The 15,157-nt window shown below is 56.0% G+C and carries 15 protein-coding genes; 2 read left to right on the forward strand and 13 right to left on the reverse strand.

Annotated elements, in window-relative coordinates:
• Positions 1–103 precede the first annotated feature (103 nt).
• Both BBPC_RS06200 and BBPC_RS06205 read right to left on the reverse strand, forming a co-directional pair.
• Positions 104–1,696, reverse strand: a complete 1,593-nt coding sequence (locus BBPC_RS06200; RefSeq protein ID WP_047749755.1) for a peptide ABC transporter substrate-binding protein — start codon at positions 1,694–1,696, stop codon at positions 104–106.
• 192 nt (positions 1,697–1,888) lie between these two features.
• Positions 1,889–2,815 (reverse strand): tyrosine recombinase XerC, encoded by a 927-nt coding sequence (locus BBPC_RS06205; protein ID WP_004220529.1) that lies wholly within the window; start codon positions 2,813–2,815, stop codon positions 1,889–1,891.
• 178 nt (positions 2,816–2,993) lie between these two features.
• Here BBPC_RS06205 and BBPC_RS06210 point away from each other — a divergent pair, with 178 nt between their 5' ends.
• Positions 2,994–3,251, forward strand: a complete 258-nt coding sequence (locus BBPC_RS06210; RefSeq protein WP_004220530.1) for a DUF6725 family protein — start codon at positions 2,994–2,996, stop codon at positions 3,249–3,251.
• A 4-nt stretch (positions 3,252–3,255) separates the two neighbouring features.
• On the opposite strand, the gene BBPC_RS06215 is transcribed toward BBPC_RS06210, so the two are convergent.
• From BBPC_RS06215 to infC, 11 genes are all read right to left on the reverse strand, one after another.
• Positions 3,256–4,293, reverse strand: a complete 1,038-nt coding sequence (locus BBPC_RS06215; protein ID WP_231857852.1) for a prephenate dehydrogenase — start codon at positions 4,291–4,293, stop codon at positions 3,256–3,258.
• On the reverse strand, positions 4,290–5,270 hold the full coding sequence (locus BBPC_RS06220; RefSeq protein WP_004220532.1) for a prephenate dehydratase domain-containing protein: 981 nt from the start codon (positions 5,268–5,270) through the stop codon (positions 4,290–4,292). The genes BBPC_RS06215 and BBPC_RS06220 overlap by 4 nt, the downstream gene beginning before the upstream one ends.
• Positions 5,271–5,337: 67 nt before the next feature.
• Positions 5,338–5,892 carry a hypothetical protein gene (locus BBPC_RS06225; protein ID WP_226557020.1) on the reverse strand — a complete coding sequence of 185 codons (555 nt, stop codon included), beginning with the start codon at positions 5,890–5,892 and terminating at the stop codon, positions 5,338–5,340.
• A gap of 215 nt (positions 5,893–6,107) precedes the next feature.
• Positions 6,108–8,039, reverse strand: coding sequence for a translational GTPase TypA (typA, locus tag BBPC_RS06230; RefSeq protein WP_004220539.1), 1,932 nt, complete (start codon positions 8,037–8,039; stop codon positions 6,108–6,110).
• 217 nt (positions 8,040–8,256) lie between these two features.
• The gene (locus BBPC_RS06235) at positions 8,257–9,615 is read right to left on the reverse strand and encodes an MFS transporter (protein ID WP_004220541.1); all 1,359 of its coding nucleotides are present in this window, start codon (positions 9,613–9,615) and stop codon (positions 8,257–8,259) included.
• Between the two features lie 90 nt (positions 9,616–9,705).
• Entirely contained in the window at positions 9,706–10,503 is a 798-nt protein-coding gene (locus BBPC_RS06240; protein ID WP_004220552.1) for an NUDIX hydrolase, read from the reverse strand.
• Positions 10,504–10,669: 166 nt separating this feature from the next.
• Positions 10,670–11,509: a ParA family protein gene (locus BBPC_RS06245; protein WP_004220555.1), complete on the reverse strand. Its 840-nt coding sequence runs from the start codon at positions 11,507–11,509 to the stop codon at positions 10,670–10,672.
• 87 nt (positions 11,510–11,596) lie between these two features.
• The gene (gene xerD, locus BBPC_RS06250; protein ID WP_004220557.1) at positions 11,597–12,550 is read right to left on the reverse strand and encodes a site-specific tyrosine recombinase XerD; all 954 of its coding nucleotides are present in this window, start codon (positions 12,548–12,550) and stop codon (positions 11,597–11,599) included.
• A gap of 152 nt (positions 12,551–12,702) precedes the next feature.
• On the reverse strand, positions 12,703–13,086 hold the full coding sequence (rplT, locus tag BBPC_RS06255) for a 50S ribosomal protein L20 (protein WP_003834366.1): 384 nt from the start codon (positions 13,084–13,086) through the stop codon (positions 12,703–12,705).
• Between the two features lie 50 nt (positions 13,087–13,136).
• Positions 13,137–13,331, reverse strand: coding sequence for a 50S ribosomal protein L35 (gene rpmI / locus BBPC_RS06260; RefSeq protein ID WP_003834365.1), 195 nt, complete (start codon positions 13,329–13,331; stop codon positions 13,137–13,139).
• An 18-nt stretch (positions 13,332–13,349) separates the two neighbouring features.
• The gene (gene infC, locus BBPC_RS06265) at positions 13,350–14,048 is read right to left on the reverse strand and encodes a translation initiation factor IF-3 (RefSeq protein WP_004220560.1); all 699 of its coding nucleotides are present in this window, start codon (positions 14,046–14,048) and stop codon (positions 13,350–13,352) included.
• Between the two features lie 314 nt (positions 14,049–14,362).
• Between infC and BBPC_RS06270 the strand changes: the two genes are divergently transcribed.
• Positions 14,363–15,118 carry a thiamine diphosphokinase gene (locus tag BBPC_RS06270; protein WP_033524067.1) on the forward strand — a complete coding sequence of 252 codons (756 nt, stop codon included), beginning with the start codon at positions 14,363–14,365 and terminating at the stop codon, positions 15,116–15,118.
• Positions 15,119–15,157 lie beyond the last annotated feature (39 nt).

Below are 15,157 nucleotides of genomic sequence, written 5' to 3' on the forward strand. Positions count from 1 at the left end.
ACCTTTCCATGCAACCCAAAAAACGCACACCTTCCTTGACGACATGACGGCGGAAAACATACGTTTTCCGCCGTCATGTCGAACAATGTATCCGAAGAATAAGTCAGCTCTTCAAAATCTCGTTATACACCGGAACGTTCTGCCAGTTCATGACGAAGTTCTTCACTCCGGATGCGGCAACGCCATTGGCATTGGAGTAATACAGCGGGATGGCAGGCAGATCGTTCAACAGAATCTCCTGAGCCTGCTGGTACAGCTTATTGGCCTCGTCGGTGGTCTGTGCGGCAGCAGCCTTGGAGCACAGGTCATCGAACTCCGAATTCTTGTAATCGCCATCGTTGGAACCATTGCCATCAGCAGCGTCAGAGGAATACAGCTGGTACAGGTAGTTTTCAGGAGACGGATAATCCGGCTGCCAACCGGTACGGAACGCGCCGGTCATCTTGCGGCCGGTAACGTCGTTTCGGAATTCCTGGAAGGTCGGCACCGGGTTAGTGGTCACGTCGATATCGAGCGTGTTCTTCACGGAGTTCACCACGGCTTCAAAGATCGGCTTGGCTCCGCCGTCTGCATTATAGGAGAACGTAAGCTTGTCGTCGGAAGTCCACGGGCTGATGGCGTTGGCCTTCTCCCAGAGTTCCTTGGCCTTCTTTTTGTTGTACTTCAGATTCTCGTTGCCCTTGAGCGAATCGGAGTAGCCCGGAGTCTTCGGAGACGTGAATTCGACCGCTGGAGTTCCCAAACCATTCAGTACCTTGTCGCAGATGGCCTGACGGTCGATGGCCATGGACAACGCCTGTCGGCGCAACTGTCCTTCTTCGGTGGATGTCTTCCAATGTTCAAGGTCCGACGGAATGGTGAACGTCTGAATCACGGAACCGACCTTGTTGTATGGCACCACGGAGGAATCGAATTCGAAGGTCTTGCTGTCGGCGGACGGCACCGTATCCATCACATCAAGGTTGCCGGCCTGAACATCGGCATAGGCCGCGTTGGCATCCGTGTAGATCTTGAACGTCACACCGTCGTTATTCACCTTGCGATTGCCTTTGTAATCGGGATTCTTGACCAGCTTGATTTCCTTGTCATGGTCCCAGGAATCGAACTTGTACGGACCATCGGAAACCGGCGACTCTCCGAAGGCCTTCGGATCCTTGTAGAAGGATTCCGGCATCGGATAGAATCCCGAATAACCCAGCTTGGTGGCGAACGCGGAATCCGACTGGCTCAGGTCGACGGTGAACTCGTGATCGTTGACGATCTTCAGACCTTCAAGCTGCTCGTCACCCTTGAGGTTGTCGGTGTCCTGCAGCGCGTCATAGCCCTTGATGGTGGAGAAGAAGGAAGAGCACAGCTGCGCGTTCTTCGCATTAGCCGTATAGCTCCAAGCCTTGGTGAAGGACTCGGCGGTCACATCGGTGCCATCGGTGAACTTCCAACCATCCTTGAGCTTGATGTCGTACTGGGTGGCGTCATCATTGGCGGTAATGGACTCAGCCACTTCATTCTGGGCCTTGCCATCCTTATCGAAAGACACCAACCCAGCGAACAGCAGATCGATAGGACGGCCACCGCCGGTTTCATTGGTGTTGCCCGGAATCAAGCCATTCTGCGGTTCGGAGTCAAATGCCGTAATGACATTCGATCCTTCAGTCGCGTTCCCAGACGTGGAAGACCCACAGCCGCCCAGCATCATGCCAAGCACACAGGCCGCCGCCGCAACGGCAAACACCTTGCTTTCCTTATATTCATTATGTTTTCCCTCATTATTCGGATTACCGGTCGGTATTGTTTCCCCGTACCAGCTTCATCTAGGTAATACACCCTAAATCAAGAAGAAACACCAATTTCTGTTACAGGAATGTAACGAAATATCCATGGACCGCGACTACGCACGAGGAAATGCCTGACCGTATCGGGCTTTCAATTGTTCGATGGAGACATGCGTGTACCGTTGCGTGGTCTTCAGCGAGGAATGTCCCAAGAGCTCCTGCACCTCACGCAAATCCGCTCCCCCGTCAAGCATATGCGTGGCGGCACTGTGCCGCAGAGCATGAGGGCTAATGTCGGGAACGCCGGCATCACGCGCGCATTCGTGCACCACACGACGTACCATCCGCTGATCAATGCGTTTGCCTTGTCTCCCAAGAAACAGCGCAGCCGCGGACTGCTCCCCCACCAACAGGGGACGCCCATCATCCAGCCACCGACGTATCGCTTTTTGCGCCGGAGCGCCAAATGGCATGACTCGTTGTTTGTTGCCTTTGCCGGTCACTTTGACCGTTCGATTGGAAAAGACCACATCCGGCACATCAAGTCCCACCAGTTCAGCCACACGCATGCCCGTTGCATACAACAGTTCCAGCATTGCGGCGTCACGCAGCTCAATGGCCTGCTGCTTCATGGTCCGTTCCTTCGGCTGAGACGTTTCACCGTCCTCATCCACGCGTTCCATCAGCTGTTCAGCCTGTGATTCGCTGAGCACATCCGGCAACGTATCAGGTATTTTCGGGGTCATGAGCGCACAAGCCGGATCCGTCGTCGTCACGCCATGCTCATGCGTCCACGCGAAAAAACCACGTACAGCCACAGTTTTTCGGGCCATGCTGCTTTTCGCATGGTTTTTCGATGATTCCGCCATCCACATGCGAAGATCTTCGATGGTCACCTCGTTAAGATCCCTGCATCTAAGCCGCTCCAAGGCAAGCAGACATTCTTCGACATCGCCTCGGTATGCCTTCCGTGTGTTTTCACTCAATCCACGGTTGGCTTTCAGATATGTATCGAATGCCTCTACGCTCTTATCGAACAGCATGCCGATCAGCCTTTCCCGAGCTCAACAGCAAGCCCGAATCCATGAATTTCTTTCCATTATGTGTCCATTCTCCGATAGAAACCGAAATACCGGCACAACTTGAAAGGAGACCAACTATGCTGTCCAGTAGCGTTCGCTCAGCGAATCCGTCGATGATCGTCTATTCGAAGGGGAGATTATGCCGATTCCAAACGAAATTCCAGCAGGTGCACGCATTGTGGTGCGCACCTGCGAAGGTGTCGATCCAAAGGACCAGCGCATGAAATTCCGCGATTATGTCGGTCACGTACGTTCTTGGGACGGGCAGACATTGGAAATGACGCGCGATGCGGCAGCCAACGGTTCACGCCCAGAGCAACGTGTCAGCATTCCCGCCGACACCATCGTCACTGTCAAACCGGTTCCGGAACGTTCCATGACACGGCCGCGCCCATAGCGCGTCACACTGCGGAACGCACCTGTGCCATAGCTTGACGGTAACCGTCGAATCGCACGATATGCTCTCCCCTACGCGCCGACTCCAGAAGCATCTGCTGCCATCCGGTTTCGGGAATTGCCAGTTCGACCGTTTCGCAACGTTCTTCGAAGTCAGGTTCTTTGGCGAGAACCTTGTATTCACGGAATGGCTGCCCTTGTATGAAGAAACGCGCCATCTCCTTGTCGTCACCGGCAGTGGGCGAGCCCTGTTGCGTGGTCATGCCGTGCAGCACGTTGGCCATAAGCGTCAACCGATTGGCCATATTACGCAGCAACGCTTCGACATTGGCGGCGTCCTCTTCCACCATTGCACGGGTACGGTTTGGATCGGTTAGCGCAACACGAGTCATGTCCCGCCATGAACCAGCGGCGAGCGCGGCTGCGATGTTCCGGTTGGGATTGGCCACCAGCTCGTTGATCATAGCTGTGGAAATGACGTGTGGCATGTGGGAAATCAGTGCCGCGCAACGATCGTGGGTCGCATCGTCAAGAACGATGAGTCGGTTGGAACAATGATCCACAATCATTGTCGCAACGGCGCGGAACCGCTGATACTCGGTGTTTTCATCTACGGTGATGGCCCAGAGCGCGCCATCGTAAAGCGTCGGATCCGACGATTCCCATCCGGACAGCTCATTGCCTGCCATGGGATGCGCGCCCACATAGCAATGTTCCAATCCAACGGCTTTAACCTGTTCCCGAACCATTGCTTTGACACTGCCGACATCGGTGAGCGTGGTGATGTCCGTATCGATCAGTGGCTTCAACGCACCCAGGATTTGCGGCATGGCCTTGAGCGGATTGCATAACACAAGCACGTCAGGTTTTGTGTCGGCGAGCGCGGCCAGTGTGGACACACATCGTATGCCGTCCGCTTTCGCAGTTTCATATGGACGATCGTTATGGTTCCATGCGATGACTTCACAGCCAGCATTAACGAGTCTGCGAGCCAGTGACCCTCCGATAAGACCAAGGCCTACGATTGCGATACGCTGCTTCACCACATCAGCTCCTTTCCGACCGTTTCGCTGTTCTGCCAATCATCTGGCAGATGCTGTTCGTCAAGCCGTACGCCTCCCTGCGGCAGCATCCATGAGGTGACTGGAGGATTGGGGCGTTCTCTTCGTGGGTATACGGCCAGAGTTTTGGCCCAGTCACCGTGTTCGGCGATTTCGACCAGCGCGCCATGGAAGCGTTGCTCCCATGGCGCCGCATCGAGCGTCGCGATAAAACTGTATGTGCCTGTGCGTCCTTTGATTGGCCGCGAGATGAAACTTGTCATATTGAGGCCTGCATCGCGGAATACGTCCAGCAGGTTCGCGAGTACGCCAGGACCTGTGACAAGCGGAATAAGCGTCAGCACGGATTCGTATTCCATATCAGCTTGCGAACGAGGCTGTTCCAACAGTTTTCCGGCTTCCTTGCGTGGTGCGAGCACAAGAAAATCAGTCTGTGCGCCTTGATAATCCTGCACGGCGGTACCGATGCGCGTCACATTGTAGAGTTCACCGCAAATACTTGGCCCGAAAGCTATTTCGTTTGCTTTGATATCGCGACATGCGGCAGCATTGGATGGCGCTGGAGTCGGTTCCAAATGGTGTTCCGCGATGAAACGTTTGCATTGCGCGAGACCATGCGCGTGTGCGGTAGCCACGGTGGCGTCTTCCGGATTGGATCCCGCACGCACATATGCGTCGAAAGTTACGTCGACGCCCACTCGCGCAAATCCGACTAGATCTTTGGCGTCGATGAGCGCGTCCAGATTCGGCACCACGTAACCTTCGACGTTGTTTTCCCATGCCACGACGCCCCATCCTTCGCCCCGCTGCGCGGCATCAAGGATTTGCGGTACGTCATCCGCAGCCACCAATTCGAATCCTTCCGGCTCAAGATGGGCCAGTGCCTGCGATGCATTGACTGCGGCCTGATGGGTGAAGGTGCCTTGCGGACCTAGATAGAACAGCTTTCGTGCGCTCATTCAACCCCATTCCTTATTCTTGGTGTTCCCCTGAACCTTACCTCATTGCCGTGGAATCGACTGCCGATTATTCCACCGGTTGGGCGTTATCAGATGTTTTACCCTCGTTCGTCTGCGTATCAGCAGCAAACGCACCATCACGCGTCTCCTTACGCGGAGGTGTGACGAACCAACGTTTCGGCAGCACCAGCATCACAACCGGAATAAGCACGACACCGTACAGCCACATGTATCCTGCCTGTTCACTGAAGAACGGCATGGGATCATCTCCACCGAATCCCACAGGAATCATGGCGTCTCCTCCCGGACCATACCCCGACATCACCGTCCAGACCACCAGAGAGGAGCCGATCAGGTGCAATGCGAGGCCTGAGACACCGTCGCGTGATCGAGCTGACCATGTCGAAATGATCACCATGAGATAGGCGATCGCCAATCCGTAGGGAATATTCATGGATGCGCCCATGCGATGGGCCATGGTTCCCACTACTCCGACTATGATTCCGGAAACCAGATCGACGAGGAACCGTCCCCAAATCGGCAGACGGTATGACCATGGCATCAGTTGCGCATCGGGCGCCGCGTCTTGATTCGACCCATACGTATCATGCGATTGCTTCATCTGTTGCATCATATCCCCTACTATCGCTCACCAACCTGAAAAGAAAAAGAGATACGCGAGGACACGTATCTCTTTTCATGGAAGCAATAACAGAATCACTTGTTCTTCTGAGCGTTATTCTGCTGAGCCGTCAAACGGAGAGCCCAGCGGGCTCACCGTAGGCGAAGTGAGCAAGCACTACCGTGCTTGCGAAGCCGACAGAACAACGTGAAGAATCACTTGTTATTCTGAGCGTTGTTCTGTCGACGCTGCTTGGCGCGCCACTTGTACCAATCCTCACGGCTGAGAATAATCTTGCGCACACGGATGGATTCCGGAGTGACTTCCACGCACTCGTCCTCGTTGGCGAAGTCCAAGGACTCTTCGAGGCTCATCTTGATCGGCGGAGTCAGGGTTTCGAGCACATCTGCGGTGGAGGAACGCATGTTGGTCATATGCTTGGCCAGCGTGATGTTCACATCCAGCTCGTCAGGCTTGTTGTTCACGCCGACGACCTGGCCTTCGTACACCGGAGACTGCGGTTCGACGAAGAAGTTGCCACGTGCCTGCAGACGCTGCATGGCGTACGGAGTGGCGATACCCTTGCGATCGCAGACCATGGAACCGTTCTGGCGGGTCACGATCTGGCCAGCCCACGGAGCGTAGCCGGCGGAGATGGAGGATGCGATACCGGTGCCACGGGTGGCGGAAAGCAGTGCGGTGCGGAAGCCGATCAGACCACGGGACGGCACGGTGAACTGCAGACGAACCCAGCCAGTGCCATGGTTGGTCATGTTCTCCATACGGCCCTTACGGTCGGCGAGCAGCTGGGTGACCGTGCCCATGTACTCTTCCGGAACGTCGATGGTGGTGTTTTCCATCGGTTCGTTGATCACGCCGTCGATGGTCTTGGTGACCACCTGCGGGCGGCCGACGGTCAGCTCATAGCCTTCACGACGCATCTGTTCGGCAAGCACGGCCAAGGCGAGCTCGCCACGACCCTGGACTTCCCATGCATCCGGGCGTTCGGTCGGCAGCACCTTGATGGACACGTTGCCGATGAGTTCGCGGTCAAGGCGATCCTTGATCATGCGGGCGGTAAGCTTGTGGTCCTTGCCTTCGGTTCCGGCAAGCGGGGAATCGTTGATGCCGAAAGTCATGGAGATGGCCGGATCATCAACGTGGATCAGCGGCAGCGGACGCGGATCGGACGGATCAACGATGGTTTCGCCGATCATGATGTCATTCACGCCGGCGACTGCGACGATGTCGCCAGGGCCCGCGGAATCGACCGGGGTGCGCTCAAGACCCTGCGTACGCAGCAGTTCGGAGACGCGGAAGTTTTCGACGGAGCCGTCCACACGGGACAGACCGTAGGTCTTGCCCTTTTCGAGAGTGCCGTTGTAGATACGCACCAAGCCGAGTCGACCCAGGAAATCAGAGGAATCGATGTTGGCGACGTGTGCCTGCAAAGGCGCGCCTTCCTCGTATTCCGGAGCCGGAATGTTCTTGATGATGGCTTCGAACAGCGGTTCGAGATCTTCGTTATCCGGCAGACCGCCATTCTCCGGCTGGTTTTCGGAAGCGTAGCCGGCCTTGGCCGCGCAGTAGATGACCGGCAGGTCGAACAGCGCATCCTCATCGAGATCGATACCCTCTTCGATAACGTCCTGAGCCAGGCCGAGCAGCAGATCGGAGGATTCTCCAACGACCTCTTCGATACGTGCGTCCGGACGATCGGTCTTGTTCACGCACAGGATAACCGGCAGCTTGGCTTCCAAAGCCTTGCGCAGCACGAAGCGGGTCTGCGGCAGCGGGCCTTCGGATGCGTCGACGAGCAGCACGACGCCATCAACCATGGAGATGCCACGCTCGACCTCGCCGCCGAAATCGGCGTGACCAGGAGTATCGATGATGTTGAGGGTGATGCCTTCCGGATGGCCGTACTTGGCGGCCAGCGGACCGGTGTACTGCACAGCGGTGTTCTTGGCGAGGATGGTGATGCCCTTCTCACGTTCCAGATCATTGGAATCCATCACACGATCCGGAACTTCCTCACGTTCGTTGAACACGTGGGACTGTGCCAGCATGGCATTGACCAACGTGGTCTTGCCGTGATCGACGTGTGCCACAATCGCTACATTTCGAATATCGCCGCGAACCGCCATCGAAACCTCTCTTAGTATTGCTGTTCTCTTGCGTTACCGTTCGGTACATACTGGTTATCGGTACTTACAAATCCGTACTCCACACAAACCGAGCCAATCCTAGCGAACCATTACGACAGTTCCGGTCCCAGCGCTTTCGCCCACATACAAAGTTTGCGGTTGTCGAATCTCAACAACCGCAAACGTATGATCTCTTGGGACCACTCAAAATAATTCGTTAATCCTCAAGTTCCTTACCAGTGCGTTCCGGCAAGCACAACGCCGCAACGCAGGCCAGAATGAAGGCGACCGCGAAAACGATGAATGCCACCGCCTTGTTGCCACCGGACAGCGTCAGGAACCACGGCATGAGCAGCGGAGCTATGATGGCAGCCACTCGGCCACATGCCGCAGCAGCACCGGACGCAGCAGCGCGCAGGCGGGTCGGATAGATTTCCGGAGTCACCGCATACAGCACGCCCCACGCGCCAAGATTGGATGCGGACAACAACATGCCAAAGCCCAACACCGCAGCTACGGAACCCGCTTGCGAGAAAGCAAACGCGGCCACGGCCGACACGGCAAGGAACACGCTCAGCGTCTTCCTGCGGCCCCAGATCTCCACCAGCCATGCGGCCAGGAAGTATCCCGGCAACTGCGCGACGGCGATGGCCAGCGTATAGCCGAACGACTTGGTCAGCGAGCCAAACTGGTCGGCCAGCAGCGACGGCATCCATGTGAACGCTCCATAGTAGGAGAAGTTCACGAAGAACCACGTGGCCCAAATGGCTGCGGTGCGCGCGATGCACTTTTTGCCGAACAGTTCGCGGGTGTTGATCTTCGGCAGTGGTTTGCCCTTCGGGGAAGCCACTGGCTCGATGCCACCTGCCTGTTCGAAATAGCGTACGGCCTGTTCGGCTTCGTCCTCACGCCCCTTGGATTCCAGGAATCGCACGGATTCCGGAATATGAACACGCGTCACAATGGCATACAGCAGCGGCAACGCGCCAATGAGCAAAGCCCAGCGCCAACCCCAATCGCCGGTATTCGGAATCACAAAGTAGCCAATGAAGGCGGCGACAATCCAGCCGACAGCCCAGAAGGATTCCAACAGCACCGTCATACGACCGCGTTGTTTGGTCGGAGAGAATTCAGAAACCAGAGTGGAAGCCACTGGCAGTTCGGCGCCCAAACCAAGACCGATGATCAGACGAGCGATCAAAAGCGCGGTCAACGACCATGACAGTGCCATGCCGCCATTCGCCAAACCGAAAATCACCAGCGTCGCGGAAAAGACCGTTTTGCGGCCAACACGATCGGCTACAAAACCACCCAGCGCAGCACCGATCGCCATGCCGACGAAGCCGATGGACAGCACCCAGCTTTTCTCGGTTGGTGTCAGATTGAAATGCGGGTCAGCCGCGATGGCCGCCACAACGAAGGACACCAAGCCGACGTCCATGGCGTCGAAAGCCCAGCCGATACCGGACGCCACCAGAAGTTTCCTATGCGCTTTGTTAAACGGCAGGCGATCAAGACGCTCATTACGTGTCAACGAACCCGACGAAGCAACCGATGCGGATTGCACGGATGTCATACTTCTTCCTCTCATACGAAACGACCATGCCTACAAGGCATGCCGAAAACCAGACAGAATCGTCTGAAAAGGAAACAATCCGGAAAGACGTCAGATCGTCGTCAACGCGGAAAGCACATCATCCTGCGTTTCCCGCACATCGAAATCATGGCGATCCCGAGCATCGCTCCATGTCGACTGTCGGAGCACATCCATGGTGTAGCGATACACCGTTGCCGGACGATTGCGTCCGACACGCAATTTGTCACCGGTGTCCTCCAGCTGCCCGGATGCGAGCATCTTACGGCGGAAATTCGCCAGATCGATGCTCTGACCGGCAACGGCCTCGTACACGTCATGCAGCTGGCTCAGCGTAAACCTCTCGCCTACCAATCTGGTGACGATCTGCGGATATTCGATTTTGCCGCGAAGTCTGCTGAGGGCGTAGTCCACGATGTCGCCATGGTCAAATGCCAACTCAGGCAGATCATCCACAGGAAACCATTTGACATTGTCGTCGATACTCTGCCCGAGTTGCCCGTTAAGATCGTCGACCAACGCCCAATAGACGATGGATACCATCGGCAGCCCGCCGTGTGAGCGCGCTGGATCGCCGAATGTATACAGCTGTTCAAGATACCGTGGATGCAACGATGTCGTGGATTCCAGCGCAACGTAGGCAGATTGCTCCAGCGAGTGGTCAGCCCTCAAACCACCACCGGGCAACGCCCACTGGCCAAGAAAAGGCTGGCGCACGCGCCGGACCAGCGGTATCCACAAGGTGGATCCCGCACTGGTTCGAGCATGTTCCTGCGTTCCGTGGGAAGCTGGCCCCAAAGCGAGAATGACCACGGAAACGCCCACCTGCGGCGGCTGTTTGCGCCGTTCTGAGACATTGCCCATGATCATCGCGACCTCACCTCTCCGATCTTTTGTCGATTTGAATTGTTCCGGAATCACAGTGTAGCACTTATAGTCAACATGACTATAAGTGCAGTGTTTCACCACACCGCTTGAATTTCAACCCACGTATGCCCTTCAACGAAAAAGGCCCCACGAAGGAGCCCTATGCGTCTTATGCGACGATGCCCTGAGCAATCAGCTCTCGGGCAACCTCACGATATTCCTTCGCGGTCTTATGGTTCGGCGCATAAATGGTGATAGGCGCGGCCGCAACCGTGGAATCCGGAAGTTTGATGGAACGTGAGATGACTGAATGGAAGACCTTGCCTTGGAATGCCTCATAAATACGCTGCAACACTTCATCACAATGCAAGGTATGCGTGAACATGGTGACGAGCACTCCGTACACTTCCAGACTCGGATTGATGCGGGATTGTACTTTTTCGATGGACTGCATCAACAAGGCCACGCCTCGCAGTGCGAAGAACTCAGCAGCCACGGGAATGATCACGCCATCGGCAGCGGTCAGCGCATTCACCGTAAGCAAACCCAGAGAAGGCTGGCAATCGACGATGATCACATCGTATTCATCCTTGACCTGACGCAACACGCCAGCCAGCACCTGCTCGCGCCCAACTTCGGTGACCAACTGCACTTCAGCGGCGGACAGATCAATGTTGGCCGGCATGATATCGAGATTCTCGAAATCGGTATGTCGAATCACATCATGCACATCCATGCGAGGATTGAACAGTGCGGTGTACACCGTATCTTCCACGGTATTGGCGTTGATGCCCAACCCCACCGTGGCCGCACCCTGCGGGTCGAAATCGACGATAAGCACGCGACGCCCATACTGGCTCAATGCACCAGCGATATTGATGGAACTGGTGGTCTTGCCGACGCCACCTTTCTGGTTGCACATGGCGATGATCCTCGCCGGACCGTGCGTCTGCAGCGGCTCCGGAGCGGGAAACGTCTCATAATCACGTCCAAGCAAATCCGTAGGCATACCGTTTACCTTACCAACATCCTTGTGTCAATTTTCACTGTAATCCATGCTAGTCCATTGTCACCGTTCAAAACGGCAGCAACACCATCATCTGGCGCGCGGATGAGACATCAGATATGTCTCAATCAGGTTTTCAGGACTGATATGCGTGTAAATCTGTGTGGTGGTAACGCTTGCATGACCAAGCAGCTCCTGCACGGTACGCACATCGGCACCGCCCTGAATAAGGTGCGTGGCGAAAGAGTGCCGCAAGGTGTGAGGATGCAGCGGCTTATCGATGTGCGCACGCTCCCCCGCTCCCCTGATGATTTCCCAAACCGACTGTCGCGACAATCTTTTTCCTCGTTTATTCAGAAATAGGGCACGCCGTTCCACGGGACCTTTCGATTTGGATTCCAGCTTAGGACGCCCCGCATGCAAATACCGGATGATCGCTTCGCACGCATAGCTGCCGACGGGAACCAGCCGCTGCTTAGAGCCTTTGCCCATAAGTCTTGCGATTCTGCCGTCTACATCGACATCATCGAGATTCGCACCGCACGCCTCCGACACGCGGGCACCGATCGCATACATGAATTCAAGCAATGCCTTGTCACGCAACATCACCGGATCATCGGGAAACTCCGACACGACACCATCATGCTCTCTGTTTTGAGAAACGGGGATAGAGTCCAGCAGTCTAGCCACCTCATCAACGGTCAGCACATCGGGAAGCGTGCTCACGCCCTTAGGGGCCTTTACCTGCGCGGACACATCATCGACAACAATATGTTCGTTCACTGCGAAACGATGAAGCGCATGAATGCTGGCCAACCGGCGTGCCTTGCTTCGAGATGACTCTCCCGACTCGTCAAGGAAGACGATATAACGTTCCACATCCTGTGTCGTCACGGCCGCGATACCGCCAACGCCTTGGTCGGCAAGCCACTGACGATACTTCTTCAAATCGGCGCCATACGCCGACACCGTCGCCTTCGACAGTCCTCGTTCAACGTCGATATGAGCGAGGAATTGCCGAATTGTCCGTTCGAAATCGTCCATCACCCTCCTTCCAGCAGATCCCATCCGGCTCATCGTATACCACTGAGCGGTCCCTTACCATAGGTCAAACGAGCCCTGCCATGCAACGCAGGAACCCCCGCCCATTGCTGGAGCGAGGGTTCCTGTCAATCACGCTGAATCAGCGAAGAAGCTCAGGCTTCCTTCGGAGCATTCACATCAGCCGGAAGAGCGGCCTTGGCCTGCTCGACGATGGCCTTGAAGGTCTCCGGATCAGAGATGGCCAGCTCGGCGAGAGCGCGACGATCCAGTTCGATGCCAGCGAGGTGCAGGCCCTGGATGAAGCGGTTGTAGGTGATGCCCTCAGCGCGGACAGCAGCATTGATGCGCTGGATCCACAGCTTGCGGAAGTCGCCCTTGCGAGCCTTACGATCGCGGAAGTTGTAAGTAAAGGAGTGAAGCAGCTGCTCCTTGGCCTTACGGTACAGACGGGAGCGCTGGCCGCGGTAGCCGGAAGCCCTCTCGAGAACGACGCGACGCTTCTTGTGGGCGTTTACTGCGCGCTTGACACGTGCCATGTTTGATTCCTCAGCTTTCTATTAAGTCTTCTTATTCGCTCTCGCTATACTCAGCGACCGAGCAGCTTCTTCATGTTCTTGCTCTGGGAAGTAGCCAGAACGCCATCGGCCTTCAGTGCGCGACGCTTACGAGCGGACTTGTGCTCGAGGTTGTGGCGCATCGCGGAGCCAGCGTGCATCAGCTTGCCGGAACCGGTCACGCGGACGCGCTTGGAAGCGGCGGAATTAGTTTTCATCTTCGGCATTGCTGCCCTCCTTGTTTGTTACTTCGTTTCGGAAGTCTTCGGTTTGTCGGACGTCACTGCGGCCTTGGCTTCGGCTGCTGCCTGAGCCTGAGCTTCCTGCTTGGCCGCCAAGCGTGCGGCCTGACGAGCCTGACGTTCGGCACGGGACTGATCACCACGACGACGCTGCTCGGACTGGGTGTGGACCTTCTTGCCCTTCGGTGCGAGCGTCATGATAATGTTGCGGCCCTCCTGCTTCGGAGCGAATTCGACAGTGCCGTATTCCTCCACTTCGCTAGCAAGACGCTGCAGCAGCTCGACGCCACCAATTGGACGGGACTGCTCGCGACCGCGCAGCATGATGGTGACCTTGACCTTGTCTCCGCCATTCAGGAAGCGCACAACATGGCCCTTCTTGACTTCGAAGTCGTGGTCGTCGATCTTCAGACGGAAGCGAATTTCCTTGATTTCCGCAGTGCTCTGGTTACGACGTGCCTCGCGAGCCTTGATCTTCTCGTTGTACTTGTACTTGCCGTAATCGATGAGCTTGGCAACCGGAGGCTTCGCGTTGGGCGCCACCTCGACGAGATCGAGGTTCGCTTCCTTTGCCAGGTTCAGTGCGACGGAAGTCGCGATGACTCCCACCTGTTCGCCGTTCGGGCCGATCAGACGCACCTGGGAGACGCGAATCTCGTCGTTAATGCGTGGTTCGTCGCTGATGATGACTCCAATCCTCATGTTCCATTCAACGGAATGCTCCCAGATTGGCAGTTCTTCAACGTCTCAAAAGTTCATGGCACGCCAGACGCACCCATAAGGGCACGCTGAAGAACGTTCCGATACGATCTTCACTTCACTGTTTCAACACAGTGGCAAGGCATTAAGCCTGAACCCGAGGCCCTGAAAGGCTTCCAGGTGGGTATATCCCGCTTTCTTGATTTCTCAAGCCTTGTAGATAATACCACACACCACGACCACCGCGTGTCGTATTTACAAGCCCAGCTAAAACGCACCTTACAGCTACGCCGATCCGCATACTACACTGACCTTGTATGACAAATAATTCCAATACTTGCGTGATTTTCGCGGCAGGTGAATATTACGGAGAAACACCAATGGTTCCGGCGGACTCGTTCGTCATCGCCGCGGACGGCGGGCTCGATCATGCCCGCGCCCTTGACGTAACGCCCGACGTGGTAGTAGGTGATTTCGATTCGATCACGGGCAAACGCCCCACACCAGACGAGCGCACCGTCGAGCTGCCACCGGAAAAAGACGATCCGGATCTGCTATCCGCCCTCAAAATCGGATGGTTTCACGGTGCAAGGCTTTTCCATATCTACGGTGCGCTCGGAGGACGAATCGACCATACGATATCCAACATCCAATTGATGGCATTGCTCGCCAATCATGGCGCCATCGGTTTTCTGCATGGCAATGATTCCATTGTGACGGCGATATGCGATGGAGATCTCGACTTCGCAGCAAACGATGTCAAACCGGGTCGCATGATCTCCGTCTTCTCGCATTCCGACACTTCCATCGGCGTTTGCGAAAAAGGATTGAAATACAAGTTAAGCGACGTACTCATGACCAGCACCAAGGTCAACGGAGTCAGTAACGAGTTCCGGCATGGCCTGCCCGCGCATGTCGGAGTTACCCAGGGCACGCTCATCGTGACATTCCCAGCCGAGGCTCCTCTGCCGCAGGTCTCCTGGCATCATGCGTTCAAGGGCGATCTCGGCCCATTGGACACCCAAATCTCGTCTGCGCTTGTCGAATGCGGCCTGAAACCACATGCAGCGTGAGCGCTCACAGAAAATACGACGTTTTCTGAAACACACGCG

It is taken from the genome of Bifidobacterium pseudocatenulatum DSM 20438 = JCM 1200 = LMG 10505 (assembly GCF_001025215.1).
Lineage (GTDB): Bacteria > Actinomycetota > Actinomycetes > Actinomycetales > Bifidobacteriaceae > Bifidobacterium > Bifidobacterium pseudocatenulatum.

Bases quoted from the DNA above. Each gene is read 5' to 3' on its own strand.
- BBPC_RS06245 (WP_004220555.1), bottom strand. From the start codon at position 11,509: ATGCCTACGGATTTGCTTGGACGTGATTATGAGACGTTTCCCGCTCCG.
- rpmI (WP_003834365.1), bottom strand. From the start codon at position 13,331: ATGCCGAAGATGAAAACTAATTCCGCCGCTTCCAAGCGCGTCCGCGTG.
- BBPC_RS06200 (WP_047749755.1), bottom strand. From the start codon at position 1,696: ATGATGCTGGGCGGCTGTGGGTCTTCCACGTCTGGGAACGCGACTGAA.
- BBPC_RS06270 (WP_033524067.1), top strand. From the start codon at position 14,363: ATGACAAATAATTCCAATACTTGCGTGATTTTCGCGGCAGGTGAATAT.
- BBPC_RS06240 (WP_004220552.1), bottom strand. From the start codon at position 10,503: ATGATCATGGGCAATGTCTCAGAACGGCGCAAACAGCCGCCGCAGGTG.
- xerD (WP_004220557.1), bottom strand. From the start codon at position 12,550: ATGGACGATTTCGAACGGACAATTCGGCAATTCCTCGCTCATATCGAC.
- typA (WP_004220539.1), bottom strand. From the start codon at position 8,039: ATGGCGGTTCGCGGCGATATTCGAAATGTAGCGATTGTGGCACACGTC.
- BBPC_RS06210 (WP_004220530.1), top strand. From the start codon at position 2,994: ATGCCGATTCCAAACGAAATTCCAGCAGGTGCACGCATTGTGGTGCGC.
- infC (WP_004220560.1), bottom strand. From the start codon at position 14,048: ATGAGGATTGGAGTCATCATCAGCGACGAACCACGCATTAACGACGAG.
- BBPC_RS06225 (WP_226557020.1), bottom strand. From the start codon at position 5,892: ATGAAGCAATCGCATGATACGTATGGGTCGAATCAAGACGCGGCGCCC.
- BBPC_RS06205 (WP_004220529.1), bottom strand. From the start codon at position 2,815: ATGCTGTTCGATAAGAGCGTAGAGGCATTCGATACATATCTGAAAGCC.
- BBPC_RS06220 (WP_004220532.1), bottom strand. From the start codon at position 5,270: ATGAGCGCACGAAAGCTGTTCTATCTAGGTCCGCAAGGCACCTTCACC.
- rplT (WP_003834366.1), bottom strand. From the start codon at position 13,086: ATGGCACGTGTCAAGCGCGCAGTAAACGCCCACAAGAAGCGTCGCGTC.
- BBPC_RS06235 (WP_004220541.1), bottom strand. From the start codon at position 9,615: ATGACATCCGTGCAATCCGCATCGGTTGCTTCGTCGGGTTCGTTGACA.